Origin of the sequence: Kitasatospora sp. NPDC089509 (assembly GCF_044749365.1) — a bacterium.
Taxonomy (GTDB): domain Bacteria; phylum Actinomycetota; class Actinomycetes; order Streptomycetales; family Streptomycetaceae; genus Kitasatospora.
Genome location: NZ_JBIVHS010000016.1, coordinates 182,476 through 199,388 on the forward strand (window position 1 = coordinate 182,476; position 16,913 = coordinate 199,388).

The window sequence follows — 16,913 nt, forward strand, 5'->3', positions numbered from 1 at the left end:
GAAACGCGTGTCGAAAGAAGTGGAACCCCCGGGCGGCACCCCGGTGGGCCGCCGGGTCGTGCTGGGGCTGCTCGGACTGGGCGCGGCGGGCGTGGCCGCCGGCCCCTACCTGCAGCGGGTCGAGTCCAACCTGGCCCAGCGGGACCCGAGCGGCCTCAGCGGCCTGCTGCCCGGCAACAACGGGTTCCGGTACTACTCGGTGGTGACCTCCGTTCCCGAACGGAACGCCGACGACTACACCCTCACCGTCGGCGGACTGGTGGACCGCCCCGCGACCCACCGGCTGGCCGACCTCCAGGCCATGCCGCAGCGGCGGCTGGTCAAGGACGTGCAGTGCGTCACCGGCTGGCGGGTGCCGGACACCCCCTTCGAAGGCGTGCCGCTGGCCCACCTGCTCGACGCCGCCGGGGTGCGGCCGGGCGCCAAGGCGGTGCGCTTCGACTGCTTCGACGGCGCGTACAGCGAGAGCCTCACCCTGGAGCAGGCGCGGCGCGACGACGTGCTGGTCGCGCTGCGCCTCCAGGACAAGCCGATCAGCCACGAGCACGGCGGACCGGTGCGGCTGTACGTCGCGCCGATGTACTTCTACAAGTCGGCGAAGTGGCTCTCCGGCATCACCGTCACCGACGCGGTCCAGCCGGGGTACTGGGAGGACAACGGGTATGACGTCGACGCCTGGGTCGGCCGTTCGAACGGGCGGGCCGATGCACCGACGAGCTGACCTGGTCCGGAGGTTCACCCGGACCGAGCGCTGGATGCACCGCACCACCGCCGCGCTGATGGGCGTCTGCCTGGCCACTGCGGCCTGCCTCTACCTCGCGCCGCTCGCCCAACTGGTCGGCAACCGGCCGCTGGTGGTCACCGTCCACGTGTGGTGCGGGCTGGCGCTGCCGGTGCCGCTGCTGCTCGGCCTGCTCTCCCGGGCGGTGCGCGCGGACCTCTCCCGGCTGAGCCGGTTCACCCCGGCGGACTGGCATTGGCTGCGGGCCGTCCGCAGCCGGGCCGCGCACCGCCCGGCCGGCAAGTTCAACGCGGGCCAGAAGCTGTACGCCCAATGGACGTTGGGCTCGATCCTGGTGATCGTCGGCACCGGGTTGCTGATGTGGCTGACCCACCTGACCCCGCCGGCCTGGCGCACCGGCGCGACCTTCGTGCACGACTGGCTGGCCGCGGCCATCGCCGTCGTGGTCGCCGGGCACGTCCGGATGGCCTGGCGGGACCGCGAGTCGCGGCTCGGCATGCGCACCGGCCTGGTCGAGCGGGGCTGGGCGGAGCGCGAACACCCCGGGTGGCTGGCGGACGAGGCCGAGGAGCCGCAGCCGGTGGATCAGGCGCGGTAGCCCTCACCCCTGGCGCAGCGCGAGGAAGCGCCGCCCGTACGAGGTCCAGCGCTCCGCCTCCACCAGGCCCGCCGCGCGGGCCCGCCGCAGGGTGGCGAGCACGCCGAGGCGGGCCCAGGGGAAGGCCGGGCCGAGCCGGCCGTCCGGCCCCTCCACCCGGACGACGGTGCGTTCGTCCACCTCCTCCGGGTCCACCTCGACCAGCAACAGCCCGTCCGGGGCGATGAGTTGGCGGGCCCGGCGGAGCAGCGCGTCCGGGTCGCCGCCGATGCCGAGGTTGCCGTCGGCGAGCAGTGCGGCGCCCCAGCGGCCCTCGGCGGGCAGGCGGTCGAAGACGGAGCGGCAGAGCGCCGGGCCGCCGAGGCCGAGGGTGCGGTCCACCGCGGCGCCGGTGACGTCCACGCCGAGGGCCGGCACGCCGAGGGCGAGCAGTGCGGCCACCAGGCGGCCGGGGCCGCAGCCGAGGTCGAGGACGGGGGCGGCCAGGCCGGCGCAGCGCAGGAGCAGGCTGTGGTCGGCGCCGTCGGCGGGCGCGCACCAGCGTTCGATGTCCAGGTGCAGCCGCCGGCCGTCCTCGCGGCGCAGCCACAGCGGGCCGCGGCCGGTCCGGACGGCTTCGGCGAAGGGGTCGTCCACCCAGGGCGCGGCGACCGTCAACTGGCCACCTCGGGAGCGGTGTCGAGCGAGTGGAGCCGGGCGGCGAAGCGGCTGCCGGGGGCCTCGGCGGCGACCTTTCGGGCGTCGTCGACGGTGTCCACGTCCCGCAGCTCCGGCAGCCGGTGGACGTCGAGTCCGGCCTCCGCCAGCCGTCGCAGGAGGGCCGCGCCGGTGTCCGGGGTGGACATCGGCACGTCGTGCAGCAGCCGGGCGGCCAGCTGCGGGGTCGGCCGGGCCAGGCCCAGCGCCCAGAAGCCGCCGTCGGCCGCCGGGCCGTACCAGGCGTCGGTGCCCGGCCGCCGGGCGGCGGACAGCGGCTCGGCCAGGGTGGCGGCGTCCAGCTGCGGGGTGTCCATGCCGACCAGCAGTGCGGGCGCCGCCGGGGCCAGCCGGGCGGCGTGGGCGAAGGCGTCGGCCAGCCGCCGGTCCAGGCCGCCGCCGCACTGCGGGACGACCTCCCAGCCCGGCGGCAGCCAGCGGCCCGGCGCGCCGTCCAGGACCAGCAGGCGGCGGCCGGCCGGCATCGTGGCCAGGGTGTGCAGGGTGTCGGCGAGCGCGGCCTCGGCGAGGTCCGCCGCCTGGGCGGGGGAGAGCACCGGGGTGAGCCGGGTCTTCACCCGGCCGGGGACGGGGGACTTGGCGATCACCAGCAGGGTGGGCGGCGGCGCGGCCAGTACCGCTCGCATGTCGCGCACCGCCTGGCGGGTGCCGCGCACCGTGCCGGTGACCTTGGAGCGGCCCGCGCGCGGCAGGTAGTCGACCGGGGTCTCGGCGATCCGCAGCCCGGCGGCCGAGGCGGCGAGCACCATCTCCAGCGGGTAGCCGGAGCGGCGGTCGCCCAGGCCGAGCGCCAGCAGCCGTTCCCGGCGGGCGGCCCGCATCGGGCCGAGGTCGTGCAGCGGGGCGCCGGTGCGCGAGCGCAACCGGCGGGCCAGCACGGCGTTGGCGAGCCGGGCGTGCGGCGGCCAGGCCCCGGCGGTGGCCGGGCGGCGACGGCCGAGCACCAGGTCGGCCGTGCCGGCCAGCACCGGGTCGGCCACCCGGGGGAGTTGGGCGGGGTCGAGCGAGCCGTCGCAGTCCAGGAAGCAGACCAGGTCGGCGGTGGCGGCGCGCAGCCCGGCGTGGCAGGCGGCGCCGAAGCCGCGCCGGGGCTCCTCGACCACGGTCGCGCCGAGCGAGCGGGCGAGGTCGGCCGAGCCGTCCCGGGAGCCGTTGTCCACGACGATCGCCCGCCAGCCGGGCGGGATCCGGTCGAGCACCCAGGGCAGGGCCGCGGCCTCGTCGAGACAGGGCAGCACCACGTCGACGACCGGGGAGGGGAGGAGGGGAGGAGTCACGCCGGTCACGCTAACCGCGGGTGGTCCCGGTGGAGCCGAACCGCGCCCTTACGGAAGTGCTACGCCCGACCGGCGGGGCCCGTTCGGGGGACCTTCGGAGGCCCCCGGGGGTCTTCGGCGGGCTCCCCAGCCGGTTCTTACGGAATGCGGACGTCGGTCCCGGCGGGCCGCTGCGCGGCGCCCGGCGGCCCGTATCCTCGGCGAGGTGAACGACAGCCGCAGCAGCGCCGCCGGACCGCCCTCGCCCGGCCGCGTCCTGGTGGTCGACGACGACCCCACCGTGTCCGAGGTGGTGGCCGGTTACCTCACCCGGGCCGGCCACCACGTCGAGCTGGCCGACGACGGCCCGCAGGGCCTCGCACTGGCCCGTGCCCGGCGCCCGGACCTGCTGGTCCTGGACCTGATGCTGCCCGGGATCGACGGCCTGGAGGTGCTGCGCCGACTGCGCTCCGACGAGGACGGCGCCGACCTGCCGGTGGTACTGCTCACCGCCAAGGGCGACGAGAGCGACCGCATCCTCGGCCTGGAGCTGGGCGCGGACGACTACGTCACCAAGCCGTTCAGTCCCCGGGAGCTGGTGCTGCGGGTGCAGTCGGTGCTGCGCCGCTCCCGGGCAGCCGGTGCCGGGGCCGGTGCCGGTGCCGCCCGGTCCTCCGGTGGGCCGGTGGTCTGCGGCGACATCACGTTGGACCCGCAGGCCCGGACGGTCCACCGCGCCGGTCGTCAACTGCTGCTGACCATACGGGAGTTCGATCTGCTGGCGTTCCTGCTGCGGCAGCCGCGGACGGTGTTCTCCCGGCAGGAGCTGATGGAACGGGTCTGGGGCTGGGACTTCGGTGACCTGTCCACCGTCACCGTCCACATCCGGCGGCTGCGCGAGAAGGTCGAGCACGACCCGGCCGCGCCGGTGCTGATCACCACCGTCTGGGGCGTCGGCTACCGGCTCGACCCGGCGGCGGACCCCGTGGCGGAGGAGGGTGGGGCGGCGTGAAGGACCTGCTGCTGATCGCCCTGTACGCCGCGCTCGGCGCGGGCGGCGCCGGTCTGCTCGGCTGGGCGGCCGTCCGGCTGGTGCGGCGGCGCTCGCTCGCGCTCTCGCTGTTCTGCGTCGCCGCCGTCACCGTGCTCGCGGTCACCTCCGGGACCTTCGTCGTCGCCCAGGCGATGTTCCTGTCCCGGCACGACCTCGGGGTGGTGATCACCGTGCTCGGCATGGCGTCGGTGGTCTCGCTCGCCATCGCCGCCCTGCTCGGCCGCCAGGTGGTGTCCGGCAGCAGGGCGCTGACCGAGGCCGCCCGGACCGTCGGCAGCGACACTGGGTTCTCCGCACCGGAGCATCCGCTCGGCCTGGAGCTGGCCCAGCTCAGCGCCGAACTCGCCGCCACCAGCGCCCGGTTGGCCGAGTCCCGGGCCCGCGCCCAGGCGCTGGACACCTCCCGCCGGGAGTTGATCGCCTGGATCTCGCACGACCTGCGCACCCCGCTGGCGGGGCTGCGGGCGATGGCGGAGGCGCTGGAGGACGGCGTGGCCGAACATCCGGAGCAGTACCTGCACCGGATGCGGACCGAGGTCGAGCGGCTCACCGGCATGGTGGACGACCTGTTCGAGCTGTCCCGGATCCAGGCGGGCGCGCTCTCGCTGTCGCTGTCCCGGGTGTCCGTCTACGACCTGGTCGACGACGCGCTCGCCGGGGCCCACCCGCTGGCCCGCCAGCGCGGCGTCCGGCTGGAGGGGCGGCAGGTCGCCGCCGAGCCGGTCGAGGTGGACGCCGGGGAGATCACCCGGGTGCTCGGCAACCTGCTGGTCAACGCGATCCGCTCGACCCCGGAGGACGGCGTGGTGGCCGTCTCGGCCCGCCGGGAGGAGGACGCCGTGGTGCTCTCGGTCGCCGACGGCTGCGGCGGCATCCCGGAGCAGGACCTGACGCGGGTGTTCGAGACGGGGTGGCGCGGCAGCAGCGCCCGCACCCCGCGCCCGGCCGACCCGGGCGGGGCCCGGGAGCGGGGCGAGGGCGGCGCCGGTCTGGGGCTCGCCATCGTCCGGGGCATCGTCGAGGCCCACGCCGGGCAGGCCCGGGTGCGCAACATCGCCGGGGGCTGCTGCTTCGAGATCGTGCTGCCCGCCGCCCGCGCCTGACGGCCGTCGCCCGCGCCTGACGGTCGCCGCCCGCGCCTTGCGGCCGTCGCCGGGGTGCGACGGCCGCCGGGGCCCGGATTCCGCGGCTCAGACGCCGTGGTTCACACCGGCTGGGGCGCCGCCGCCGCGAACTCCGCCATCCCGTCGGCGAAGGCCACCCGGGGCCGCCACCCGAGCTCCGCGCGCAGCCGGGCGGAGTCCGCAGTGATGTGCCGGACGTCGCCGAGCCGGTACTCCCCGGTCACCACCGGCGCCGGCCCGCCGTGGGCGGCGGCGAGCGCGGCGGCCAGCTCGCCGATGGTGCGGACCTCGCCGCTGCCCACGTTGTACGCCCGGACGCTGCCCGGGAGCCGGCCGCCGAGCACGCCGAGCGCGGCCAGGTTGGCCGCCGCCACGTCCCGGACGTGGACGAAGTCCCGCCGCTGCCCGCCGTCCTCGAACACCCGGGGCGCCTCTCCCCGGGCCAGCGCCGAACGGAACAGCGAGGCGACCCCGGCGTACGGGGTGTCGCGCGGCATGCCCGGCCCGTAGACGTTGTGGTAGCGCAGCGTCAGCACCCGGCCCCCGCAGGCTCGGGCCCAGGCGGAGGCCAGGTGCTCCTGGGCCAGCTTGGTGGCCGCGTACACGTTGCGCGGGTCGGCCGGGGCGTCCTCCGCGACCAGCCCGGGCGCCAGCTCCGCCCCGCAGCGGGGGCACGGCGGCTCGAACCGCCCGGCCGCCAGGTCCTCCGGGCGCCGGGGCCCGGGGGAGACCTCCCCGTGCAGCGGGCAGCGGTAGCGGCCCTCGCCGTACACCACCATCGACCCGGCGAGCACCAGGTCCCGCACGCCCGCGCGCGCCATCGCGGCGAGCAGCACCGCCGTGCCGAAGTCGTTGCAGCCCGCGTAGTCCGGCGCGTCGTCGAGATCCAGTCCCAGGCCGACCATCGCCGCCTGGTGGCAGACCGCGTCCACCCCCGCGAGCGCCCGCTCGACGGCCGCCGCGTCCCGCACGTCGCCCCGCTGCGCCTCCACCCCGCCCGGCAGCCCGGGCATCACCCCGGACGGGTGGACGGCGGGCAGCAGCGCGTCCAGCACCCGCACCCGGTGGCCCGCCGCCACCAGCGTCCGTACGACTTCCGAACCGATGAACCCGGCGCCGCCGGTGACCAGAATCCTCATGACCGGCGACGTTACCGCCCGACCCCGGCCCGGACGGCCGCTCCGGGCGTCGTGTCACGCTTCGGTAAGACTCCGGCCCCGGAGGCGGTCGCGGCGCAACGGGCCTCCGCAGCACGGGGGTTGTGCTACCGTGCCGGTGGACGTACGAAAGCCACGGTCCGGTAGGTAGTCCGGACGGCGGTCCGCCGCTCGTACAGTGCCCGTCGCGGCACAACCGGTGCGTCCCTTCCTCGTTTTCACGATCGAGAAGGGACACGGCTGTGTCGGATCTTCATGTCATCATCGCCGGGGGCGGCCTGGGCGGCCTGGCCCTCGCGCAAGGGCTCCGCCGGGCGGGGATCGGATTCTCCGTCCACGAGAAGGACCCGGGCCCCGAGTTCCGCGACCAGGGCTACCGCATCCGGATCGACTCCAACGGCATCACCGCGCTCCGGGCGGTCCTGACGCCCCCGGCCTTCGAGCTGTTCGCCGCCACCGCCGGCACCCCCGGCGGTCGGACGGCCGCCTACGACCACCGGCTCGGCCTGCTGCACGCCCAGGAGCAGCCGCCCGCCGCCGACCTGCCCGGCGGCGGGCGCCTCGCGGTCAACCGCCGGACGCTGCGGCAGATCCTGCTCGCCGGGCTGGACGGGGCCGTGCACTACGGCAGCGCCCTCACCCGCTACGAGAGCGGCCGTTCGGTCACCGCGTACTTCGCGGACGGTAGCAGCGCCGAGGGGGACGTCCTGGTCGGCGCCGACGGGGTCAACTCGGTGACCCGGCGGCAGCACCTGCCCGGGGCCCGGGTGGTCGACGCCGGACTGCGGCTGCTGTACGGCAAGGTGCCGCTGGCCGACGCCGAACAGCTGCTCCCGGCGGAACTGCTGGGCCTGTGGACCACCGTCCTCGGCCCGCAGCGCCGCTTCCTCGGGCTCGCCCCGGTGCGCTACCGCGAACCCCAGCAGGAGGCGGCCGCCCGGCTGGCGCCCGGGATCCCGCTCAGCCCGGACACCGCCTACCTGGCCTGCGTGTTCGGTGCCCGCCGGGAGCAACTGCCGTGCACCGACGAGCAGTTGTTCGGACTGGACGGGGCCGGCCGGCAGGCGCTGACGCTCTCGCTGCTGGACGGCTGGCACCCGGCGCTCGCCGAGCTGGTCGCCCGCCAGGACCCGGCCTCGGTCTTCCCGGTCACGGTCCGCAGCAGCGTCCCCGTCCCCGCCTGGCCGACCGGCCCGGTCACCCTCCTCGGCGACGCCGTCCACACCATGAGCCCGACCCTCGGCGTCGGCGCCAACACCGCCCTGCGCGACGCCCGGGTGCTCACCGCCCGGCTGACCGAGGCCGCCGGGGGCCGCCCGCTCACCGCCGCACTGCGTGCCTACGAGGAGGAGATGCGCGGCTACGGCTTCGCCGCCGTCCGGGAGTCGGCGGAACGCGGACACCGCCTGGTCGGCCAGGACCGGCTGCCCGACGCCGAGGAGTAGCGATCCGGGCCCGGACCGGCCCTACCAGGGGAGGCGGCCGTGGATGTCGAAGTAGCCGCCGGTGGGGCCGTCCGGGCCCAGCTGGGCCATCCGGACGATGATCTCGGCGCCCTGGGTCACGGACTGGACGCCGGTGTTGCCGTTCAGGTCGGTCGCGGTGAAGCCGGGCTCCACGGCGTTGATCCGCAGGGCCGGGAAGGCCTTGGCGTACTGCACGGTGATCATGTTGACCGCGGTCTTCGAGGCCGGGTAGGCGACCCCCGGGTAGGCGTGGGTCGGGGTGCCGGGCTCGCTGACCCGGGTCAGCGAGGCCAGGCCGCTGCTGACGTTGACCACGACCGGGGCAGCGGAGCGCAGCAGCAGGGGGAGGAAGGCGTGCAGCACGCGGACCGGGCCGAAGACGTTGGTGTCGAAGACCCGCCGCATCAGCTCCCCGGTCACCTCGGCGGGGCCGACCACCGCGTTGTCCTCGCCCCGGGCCTCGATGCCGGCGTTGTTGACCAGGACGTCCAGCCCGCCGTCGGCCTCGACCGCCCGGGCCGCCGCGGCCACCGAGGCGTCGTCGGTGACGTCGAGCAGGACCATCCGGGCGCCGAGCTCCTCGGCGGCCCGGCGGCCGCGCTCGGCGTCCCGGCAGCCGAGGTAGACGGTGTGGCCGGCGGCGAGGAGTCGGCGGGCGGTCTCGAAGCCCAGGCCCTTGTTGGCTCCGGTGATCAGTGTTGTCGTCATGCCCCCAGCATTCGCCGGGGCGGCGCGGGCAGCCAGCCGTCCCATGGTCCTGGGACCAGCGGTACCAGGCAGACCGGCCCGCACGGAGGGCAGACTGGCGGGCATGGCAGGAATGGCGGACGCGGAGTTCGGACGGGCGGTGCGGCGCTGGCGGGACCGGTGCGCACCGGAGGCCGCCGGGCTGCCGAGCGGTGGGCACCGGCGGGCCGCGGGGCTGCGCCGGGAGGAGCTGGCGCTGCTGGCGGGCATCTCCGCCGACTACGTCACCCGGCTCGAACAGGGGCGCGCCGCCAACCCCTCGGCCCAGGTGGTCGGTGCCCTGTCCCGGGCGCTACGGCTGTCGGACGACGAGCGCGACCGCCTGTTCCGGCTGGCCGGACTGGCGCCGCCGGGCCCGGAGACGGTGCCCACCCACCTCGGCCCGAGCGTCCAGCGGCTGCTGGACCGGCTGGCCGGGACACCGGTGGCGGTCTACGACGCCACCTGGACCCTGCTGACCGCCAACCCGCCGTACGCGGCGCTGATGGGCGATCCGAGCGGGTGGCGGGGCAGCGAACGCAACGGTGTGTGGCGGCATTTCCTCGGCCCCGGCAGCCGGGCCCGGCACACGCCGGAGTCCCGGCGCGCCTTCGAGGCCGCCCTGGTCGCCGACCTGCGCGCGGCCGCCGACCGGTACCCGGCCGACCCGCGCCTGCGGCGGCTGGTCGGGGAGCTGTACGCGGGCAGCGGACGGTTCGCCGAGCTGTGGGACTCCGGGACGGTCGGGCGGCACGAGGCCGCGCACAAGATCATCGACCATCCTCGGGTCGGCCCGCTGACGCTGGACTGCGACGTGCTCACCGTGGCGGGCAGCGACCTGCGGATCATGGTCTACACGGCCGAGCCCGGCACCGAGGCCGCCGAGCGGCTCGCGCTGCTCACCGTGCTGGGCACCCAGACGCTCACCGGGTGACGCGGCCGGCGGGGCGGTGGTGACAAGACGGGCGGTGGCGGGTCAGGATTCCTACCAGCCGTACGGGCACGGAGGGGATGGCGATGTTCACGACCCGACCGACGTTGCAGGGGACCTTCGGGATGGTGTCGTCGACGCACTGGTTGGCGTCGGCGGCCGGGATGGCGGTGCTGGAGGCCGGCGGGAACGCCTTCGACGCGGCGGTGGCCGCCGGGTTCACCCTTCAGGTGGTCGAGCCGCATCTGAACGGGCCCGCGGGGGAGGTGCCGATCATCCTGGCGCCGGTGGACGGGCCGGTGCGGGTGCTCTGCGGGCAGGGCCCGGCCCCGGCCGGGGCGAGCGTCGGGCACTACCGTGCGCTCGGGCTCTCGCTCGTCCCCGGGACGGGACCGCTGGCCGCCGCCGTGCCAGGGGCCTTCGACGCCTGGCTCCTGCTGCTGCGCGACCACGGCACCCGGAGCCTCGCCGAGGTGCTGCGCTTCGCCATCGGCTACGCCGAGTACGGACACCCGGCGGTCGGGCAGGTCGGGTCCACCGTCGAGACGGTGCGGGAGCTGTTCGAGAAGGAGTGGACCAGCTCGGCGGAGCTCTACCTGCCCGGTGGGCGGGCGCCGCAGCCCGGCGCACTGCTGACCAACCCGGCGCTCGCCGCGACCTGGCGGCGGCTGCTCCGCGAGGCGGAAGCCGCCGGGAGCGGGCGCGAGGCGCAGATCGACGCCGCCCGGCGGATCTGGCGGGAGGGCTTCATCGCCGAGGCACTCGCCGCCTTCGCCGCCCGGCCCGCGATGGACAGCTCGGGCGAGCGCCACGCGGGGACCCTGACCGGGGACGACCTGGCGGGGTACAGCGCGCACTACGAGGGTCCGGTGACGTACAGCTGGAACGGGTGGACGGTCGCCAAGCCGGGGGCGTGGAGCCAGGGGCCGGTGTTCCTCCAGCAACTCGCCCTGCTGCCGGAGGACTTGGGGTCGCTCGACGAGGCCGAGTACGTGCACACCCTGGTCGAGGGCACCAAGCTCGCGATGGCCGACCGCGAGGCCTGGTACGGCGACGCGGCCGAGGTGCCGATCGGGGCGCTGCTGTCGCCGTCGTACAACGACGCCCGGCGCGGCCTGATCGGGGACCAGGCCTCGTACGACCTCAGGCCCGGCAGCCCGGAGGGACGGGAACCCCGCCTCGCGGAGTACGTGCTGCACGGGGAGGACCTGGCGGACGCGCCCGGGGCCGGTGAGCCGACCGTCGGCAGCGACGGTGCCACCCGGGGCGACACCTGCCACCTGGACGTGGTGGACCGCTGGGGCAACCTGGTCTCCGCCACCCCGAGCGGCGGCTGGCTGCAGTCCAACCCGGTCGTCCCCGGCCTCGGCTTCCCGCTCGGCACCCGGTTGCAGATGGCCACGCTCACCCCGGGCCTGCCGAGCACCCTCACCCCCGGCCGCCGGCCCCGCACCACCCTGTCGCCCTCGCTCGCCCTGCGCGGCGACCGACCGGTGCTGGCCTTCGGCACCCCCGGCGGCGACCAGCAGGACCAGTGGAGCCTGCACTTCTTCCTCGCCGCCGCGCTGCGCCCGCTCGTGCGCGGCGGGCTCGACCTCCAGGGCGCCATCGACGCGCCCAACTGGCACACCGAGGGCTTCCCCAGCTCCTTCCACCCCCGCCGCAGCCGGCCCGGAAGCCTGTTCGTGGAGTCCCGGTTCGACCCGGGGACCGTCGAGCGGCTGCGCCGGCGCGGGCACCAGGTCACCGTCGGCGGGCCCTGGTCGGAGGGGCGGCTGTGTGCGGTCGCCCGCGATCCCGAGACGGGTGTGCTGTCGGCGGGCGCCAATCCGCGCGGGATGCAGGGCTACGCCGTCGGCCGGTGAGGTGGCCCGCCCGCCGACGGCGTCGCGGTGGACGTCAGGAGAGCGGCTGGCGGACGGTCTCGCCGGTGGTGCGGTTGATGAACACCAGCGTCGGCGCGGACACCTGGACGCCCAGCAGCTGCTGGCCCGCGTCGAGGAGGCCGAAGGCGAAGGCGTCGGTGGTCACCGTGTTGGCCGTGAGGGCGGCCGGGCAACCGCCGGTCGGGCCGTAGCAGCCGGAGGTGGTGACCAGGTTCTGGCCGGGCTGGGCGGCCGGGGCGGGGGCCTGGAGCAGGTTGGTGCGCTGGGTGGTGTTCCAGCCGCGGTCGGTGTCCTTGCCCGGGTCGCGCGCCAGGCTGTACTGCTCCAGGGGCATCCGCAGGCTCGCGGAGCTGTTGAAGTAGTCCATCGGGTCGCCGCCGGAGGGAACGGTCGGGTTGGAGACGGTGACGCCGGCCGGGCCGGCCAGCTGCAGGCCGCCCGCGCCGACCGTGCCCGCCGTGGTCAGCGAGGAGCCGTCGGCGCCGAAGGACAGGCTCTGGCCGTCCGAGGAGCTGACCCCGAGGATCTTCTGCTGGGTGGCCGCGGTGCCGGACTGGGTGGTGAGGTACGGCAGGCCGAACAGGTAGCCGAACTGGCCGTCGTTGCCGACCGTCCCGGCGTCGCCGGCCGAGACCAGGTAGAGGTTCCTGCCGTCGGAGAGGTAGGCGGTGCGGGTGGTGAGGGTGGCGCCGTTGCCGTCGGTGCTCGGCTGGGTGACCAGCTTGAGCGAGTAGCCGGCCGGGTTGAGCTCGGTGGAGGTGGCCTGGCCGGCCACCGGGGTGAACAGGTAGGTGGCGCCGGTGGAGTCGGTGTAGGACGGGCCGATGCCGTGGGTCTGGCCGTCGTCGACCGCGCCGAGTACCTGGCTCTGCCCCGAACTGACCAGGTAGGGGCTGAGGTTGGGGTCGAAGACGATGCTGGTCGCGCCCTGGCGCAGCTTGTAGGGGGAGTTGACCGGGCTCTGCGCGGCGGTGGCGAAGGTGGAGGGGTGGGCGAGCAGCCAGACGGTGTCGAAGGCGAAGTGGCCGATCGGCACGCCGCTCGCCGTCGGGGTGAACGCCTTGCCGCCGATGGTGAGGTAGCGGCCGAGGTCGTCGTGCAGGTCGTTGCTGTAGAAGCGCAGGCCCAGCGCGTCGGCCGAGTTGTCCCGCGCCTCGTTGTGGCGCGGGCCGCCGTAGTCGAAGCCGTCGGTGGACATCCGCAGGTCGAGGTAGCGGGCGTGCTCCTCGCCGTCCTGGAGGAAGACCGGGTTGCCGCTGGCGAAGTAGGCCTCGGTGACGAAGGAGAGCGCGATGGCGCCGTAGTTCTGGTCGAAGCCGGAGTTGTGCTCCTGGAAGAAGTGGTAGCCGCGGTCGCTGCCCCGGGCCGGTCGGATGGTGTTGGTGTAGAGGTCCATCGCCTTGGCACGGACGGTGGAGGCGGCGGCGGAGTTGCCCGCGCGGTCCAGCAGGTTGGCCAGCAGCAGGCCGCCGTCGACGGTGCCGATCGCCTGGTTCTGCGCCTGCTGGCAGTTGAACTTCGTGTCGACGGTCAGCCACTTCCAGTAGCCCTGGGCGAGGGTGAGCAGCCGGTCGTACTGGTCGGCGGTCAGCAGGCCCTGGCCGTACTGCAGGGTGTTGACGGCGTGCAGCAGCGCCCAGACGGTGGTCGGCCAGTCGCCGGTCGGCGAGTTGTCGGAGCCCAGGCCGTAGATCGCGTACGGGTCGCCGCTGTTCTTCACGGTGACGCAGCTGCCGGAGCCGGTGTTGTCGGTGGTGTACACCCGGTTGTTCAGGTAGTAGTCCACGCTGCGCCGGACCGGGCCGACCAGGCTGGCGTCGCTCTGCCCGGTGCTGGACCACTGGTAGGCGAGCAGCGAGGTCACCCCGAGCGAGTTGTCGCCGACGTCTTTGGTCCGTCCGGGGATCTCGAAGCTGCCGTTCGCCTGCTGGTTCTTGATCGCCGCGGCCACCGAGGCGGTCAGCTGGGCGGTCAACTGCGCCGGGGAGTACGGGTTGTCCGAGATGTGGCTGTCCAGGCCGGTGCGCACGGGAGTGTCGGCCAGGGCGGTGCCCTGGGCGAGGGGGCTCAGCGCCAGGGCGGCCGCCGCCGCGGCGACGGCGGTGCGACGAAGGGGCCTGCGGGTGGTCCGGCGGCTCATGGCTCTCCAAGATGATCGGTGGTTACCGGAGCGTAGGGTTCGCGGTTGAACGATCACTGACGGCTCGGCGGCGACGGTGTGGACACTCCGGCGAGGTCGGGACATGGGTGGGGCCGACCGCGTGCGGCCGGCCCCGGGGGCGGTGGTCAGGCGGTGGTCCACTTCTGGTTCGGCCGGCCGTTGCAGGTCCACAGGTCGAGTGCGGTGCCGTTGGCGGTCTTGTTGCCGACCACGTCCAGGCACAGCCCGGAGGCGACCGCCGTGACGGTGCCGTCGGCGTTCACGGCGAACTGCTGGTTGGCCTGCCCGTTGCAGGTGTAGAGGTCGGCGGCGGTGCCGGCGGTGGTGCCCTTGCCGAAGGCGTCCAGGCACATGCCGTTGCTCTTCAGGGTCTTGGCGGTGGCGTCGTAGACCCAGGTCTGGTCGGCGCTGTGGGTGCAGTCCCAGATCACCTCGGTGGTCCCGGCGGTGACGCTCGCGCCGGCGTCGCCCAGGCAGCGGCCGGAGGCGGCGCTGACGTACGCGGAGCCGGTGGCGGGCGGCGGGGTGGTGGAGCCGGTGGCGGGGACGGTCAGGGCGGTGTCGTCGATGACGAAGTTCGTGGTACCGCCGTTGGCGTCGGTCTCGGTGCCGCTGAACTTGAGGGTCACGGTCTGGCCGGCGTAGGCCGAGACGTCCAGGGAACGTTGGACGTACCCGCTGGTGGCGTCCAGGTTGGAGTAGGTCGCGAGGGTGGTCAGCACCGTCCCGGCGGAGTCGAGCAGCTGGACGGTGAAGGTGTCCGGGGTCGCCGTGGTGGTGTTCTCGGTGGTGTCGACGTGCTGCCAGAAGCTGAGCGTCCCGGTGCAGCCGGCCGGGATGGCGACGGTCTGCGCGATGGTGTCGGTGTCGGCGCTGCCGTTGCCGTCGAACCAGGCGATCCAGCTGCCGGAGTGGGCGGGCTGGGCGGTGGTGGCGGCCGTGATCGGGTTGAGGTTGAGGGTGGAGGTGGTGGTCCAGGGGGCGGTGGTCGCGCCGTTCTCGAAGCCGGGGTTGCCGAGCAGCTGGGCCGCTGTGCAGGTGCCGCCCGAGCCGGTGACGGTGAGGGTGTAGGAGGCGGTGTGGCTGCCGGAGGGGGCGGTGCCGGTGACGGTGACCGGGTAGCTGCCGGCCGGGGTGGTGGCGCCGGTGGTGAGGGTGAGGGTCGCGGAGCCGCCGGCCGTGACGGTGGCCGGGCTGAACGAGGCCGTGGCGCCGGCCGGCAGGCCGCTCGCGGACAGGGTGACCTGCTGCGCCGAGCCGCCGGTCACCGCCGTGCCGACGGTCGCCGTCGCGGACTGGCCGGGGGCGGTGGAGCCGGAGGTGGGCGCGACGGAGAGCGAGAAGTCGTCGGTGGGCGGCGGCGGGGTGGAGCCGAGGCGTTCGGCGAGCTGCTCGTTGTAGAGGCTCTGCGGCAGCACGTTGGCGCCCGGGTTCTGGATCTCACCGGTGCTGCCGCTGCCCAGCGTGCCGGTGCAGCCGATCGCCCAGTTGTGCGCGGTCGGCGGGCTCATGATCGTGTAGCTGCCGACGTTGCAGTTCCACGCGGTGCTGTTGCCGTCGCCCCAGCCGTGGCCGGTGCCCTGGCTGCCGTAGTTGAGCATGTTGAGCGAGCCGCCCGCGATGCTCACGTCGTCGTACAGGGTGCCGCCGCCCCAGCGCTGGTGGCCGCCGGAGTCGAAGGAGGTCTGGGTCGAGGTGGCGGTGCAGTTGGAGTACACGTTCGGCCCGGACTGCCGGGCCTCGGTCTCGAAGGCGTGCACCTTGGTGCCGCTCAACCGGCAGTCCTGGATCAGGTTCTCCTGGCCCTGGAGGGTGTAGCCGTCGGAGCGGGCCGAGGTGGCGGTGTTGACCACCATGTCCAGCGCGCCGGTGTGCACCACGGAGATCCGCCGGCTCTGGGAGTTGAGGCCGGTGACGCCGTTCTGGCCGAAGTGGTGGGTGAAGACGTTGGTGATCCAGCCGTCCTCGACCGCGTTCACCTCGGAGAGGCTGGAGTTGTAGAAGTCCGTCGCGTAGTCGGGGTCGGCGGTCATCGCCTGGCCGTCGGCGCTGAGGTTCTCGATGCCGACGTGGTTGATCCGCGGGTAGGTGTAGTGGTAGACGGTCGCCTGGGTGTACTGGGACTCAAGTGCGGTGGTCAGCGGGGCGTCGATGGTGATCTGGTTGCCGTTGACGGCCTTGACGGTCCGCTCGCTGCGCAGGCTCCAGTTGGGGCTCCAGTAGGAGGTCATCCCCATCGCGTCGATCCAGGCCTGGGTGGTCGGGCGCTCCACCACCACCTGGTCGCCGACCGCGAAGCCGCCGGCGTCGGCGAGGGTGAGGACGGTGCCGCCGACCGGGACGTAGGAGTCGGTGACGTTCTGGGCGCTGCCGACCACGGTGTAGTTGGCGCTGGTGCTGCCCAGCTGGATCAGCGTGCGGGAGGTCGCGCCGGTCGCGACCAGGCTGGTGTCGGCCGAGTCGGCGGTGGCGCCGCGCAGCACCACCCCGCTCACGCCCATGCTCAGGGTTCCCGCCAACTGGTACTGACCGGCCGAGAGTTGGACGGCACCGCGGAAGCCGTCGGCGTCCAGCGGGAGGGCGCCGGCCTGGTCGATCGCGCTCTGGACGGCCGCCGTGTCGTCCCCGCCGCTCGGCGGCGGCACGGTGACCTTGGTGGCGACCTGCGGCAGCGGCACGCCGCCGCCGGCGTAGCCCGCGAAGGAGTAGTCGGGCACTCGGTTGCCCTGGGCGTCCGCGGCGTACGACAGCTTGCTGCCGTCCCAGGTGACCCAGTTGCCGGACGCGCCGGAGGCGGGGGCCGGTGGGGCGGCGACGGCCGTCTGGGCGGTCGCGAAGCCGACCGTGAGCAGGGCGGCGGTGAGCAGGGGCAGGCCCCGGCGGGTGCTGGGGCGCCGCCTGGGGCGTCTGCTCAAGGACCATGACATGTGGGGGAGTTCCTCTCCGAGGGGGAAGGGGCGCTGCGGGCGGGCCGCCCGCAGCGCCGGGGGAGGGGGTCTAGGGCGTGTCTGACAATTCGCGTCGGATCAGCGCGCGGCGTCGGGGTGCGTGCATCGCAAGGCGGAGGAGGGAGTCCATGCGGAGCATCGGCGACC

The 16,913-nt window shown here is 74.8% G+C and carries 13 protein-coding genes and 1 pseudogene; 7 read left to right on the forward strand and 7 right to left on the reverse strand.

Annotated features, from left to right (window positions below):
* The first annotated feature begins 7 nt into the window (after window positions 1-7).
* Both ACIP4P_RS29215 and ACIP4P_RS29220 read left to right on the forward strand, forming a co-directional pair.
* Entirely contained in the window at window positions 8-721 is a 714-nt protein-coding gene (locus ACIP4P_RS29215) for a molybdopterin-dependent oxidoreductase (RefSeq protein WP_400923475.1), read from the forward strand.
* Complete coding sequence (locus ACIP4P_RS29220) at window positions 705-1,340, forward strand: cytochrome b/b6 domain-containing protein (RefSeq protein ID WP_400923477.1); 636 nt, start codon at window positions 705-707, stop codon at window positions 1,338-1,340. Before ACIP4P_RS29215 ends, ACIP4P_RS29220 begins: the two co-directional genes overlap by 17 nt.
* A gap of 3 nt (window positions 1,341-1,343) precedes the next feature.
* Here ACIP4P_RS29220 and ACIP4P_RS29225 read toward each other — a convergent pair whose 3' ends face one another.
* From ACIP4P_RS29225 to ACIP4P_RS29235, 3 genes and pseudogenes are all read right to left on the reverse strand, one after another.
* The gene (locus ACIP4P_RS29225; RefSeq protein WP_400923479.1) at window positions 1,344-1,997 is read right to left on the reverse strand and encodes a methyltransferase domain-containing protein; all 654 of its coding nucleotides are present in this window, start codon (window positions 1,995-1,997) and stop codon (window positions 1,344-1,346) included.
* Entirely contained in the window at window positions 1,994-2,521 is a 528-nt protein-coding gene (locus ACIP4P_RS29230) for a DUF2064 domain-containing protein (protein WP_400923506.1), read from the reverse strand. Before ACIP4P_RS29230 ends, ACIP4P_RS29225 begins: the two co-directional genes overlap by 4 nt.
* Before the next feature lie 132 nt (window positions 2,522-2,653).
* Window positions 2,654-3,334, reverse strand: a pseudogene (locus tag ACIP4P_RS29235) (glycosyltransferase family 2 protein); the annotation flags it as partial.
* Window positions 3,335-3,539: 205 nt separating this feature from the next.
* On the opposite strand from ACIP4P_RS29235, the gene ACIP4P_RS29240 reads away from it, so the two are divergent.
* Entirely contained in the window at window positions 3,540-4,325 is a 786-nt protein-coding gene (locus tag ACIP4P_RS29240; RefSeq protein ID WP_400923481.1) for a response regulator transcription factor, read from the forward strand.
* Complete coding sequence (locus ACIP4P_RS29245; RefSeq protein ID WP_400923483.1) at window positions 4,322-5,470, forward strand: sensor histidine kinase; 1,149 nt, start codon at window positions 4,322-4,324, stop codon at window positions 5,468-5,470. The genes ACIP4P_RS29240 and ACIP4P_RS29245 overlap by 4 nt, the downstream gene beginning before the upstream one ends.
* Before the next feature lie 101 nt (window positions 5,471-5,571).
* Here ACIP4P_RS29245 and ACIP4P_RS29250 read toward each other — a convergent pair whose 3' ends face one another.
* Window positions 5,572-6,630 (reverse strand): NAD-dependent epimerase/dehydratase family protein, encoded by a 1,059-nt coding sequence (locus ACIP4P_RS29250; RefSeq protein WP_400923486.1) that lies wholly within the window; start codon window positions 6,628-6,630, stop codon window positions 5,572-5,574.
* Window positions 6,631-6,890: 260 nt separating this feature from the next.
* Here ACIP4P_RS29250 and ACIP4P_RS29255 point away from each other — a divergent pair, with 260 nt between their 5' ends.
* Window positions 6,891-8,093, forward strand: a complete 1,203-nt coding sequence (locus ACIP4P_RS29255; protein WP_400923488.1) for an FAD-dependent oxidoreductase — start codon at window positions 6,891-6,893, stop codon at window positions 8,091-8,093.
* Between the two features lie 21 nt (window positions 8,094-8,114).
* Here the strand turns inward: ACIP4P_RS29255 and ACIP4P_RS29260 are convergent, their stop codons facing one another.
* Complete coding sequence (locus ACIP4P_RS29260; RefSeq protein ID WP_400923490.1) at window positions 8,115-8,822, reverse strand: SDR family NAD(P)-dependent oxidoreductase; 708 nt, start codon at window positions 8,820-8,822, stop codon at window positions 8,115-8,117.
* 112 nt (window positions 8,823-8,934) lie between these two features.
* On the opposite strand from ACIP4P_RS29260, the gene ACIP4P_RS29265 reads away from it, so the two are divergent.
* A complete protein-coding gene (locus ACIP4P_RS29265; protein WP_400923508.1) occupies window positions 8,935-9,774 on the forward strand; it encodes a helix-turn-helix transcriptional regulator in 840 nt (279 codons plus the stop codon).
* 83 nt (window positions 9,775-9,857) lie between these two features.
* Window positions 9,858-11,636, forward strand: a complete 1,779-nt coding sequence (locus tag ACIP4P_RS29270) for a gamma-glutamyltransferase family protein (RefSeq protein ID WP_400923492.1) — start codon at window positions 9,858-9,860, stop codon at window positions 11,634-11,636.
* Between the two features lie 34 nt (window positions 11,637-11,670).
* Here the strand turns inward: ACIP4P_RS29270 and ACIP4P_RS29275 are convergent, their stop codons facing one another.
* On the reverse strand, window positions 11,671-13,797 hold the full coding sequence (locus ACIP4P_RS29275) for a hypothetical protein (RefSeq protein ID WP_400923494.1): 2,127 nt from the start codon (window positions 13,795-13,797) through the stop codon (window positions 11,671-11,673).
* Between the two features lie 146 nt (window positions 13,798-13,943).
* Window positions 13,944-16,745, reverse strand: a complete 2,802-nt coding sequence (locus ACIP4P_RS29280) for a ricin-type beta-trefoil lectin domain protein (RefSeq protein WP_400923496.1) — start codon at window positions 16,743-16,745, stop codon at window positions 13,944-13,946.
* Between the last annotated feature and the right edge of the window lie 168 nt (window positions 16,746-16,913).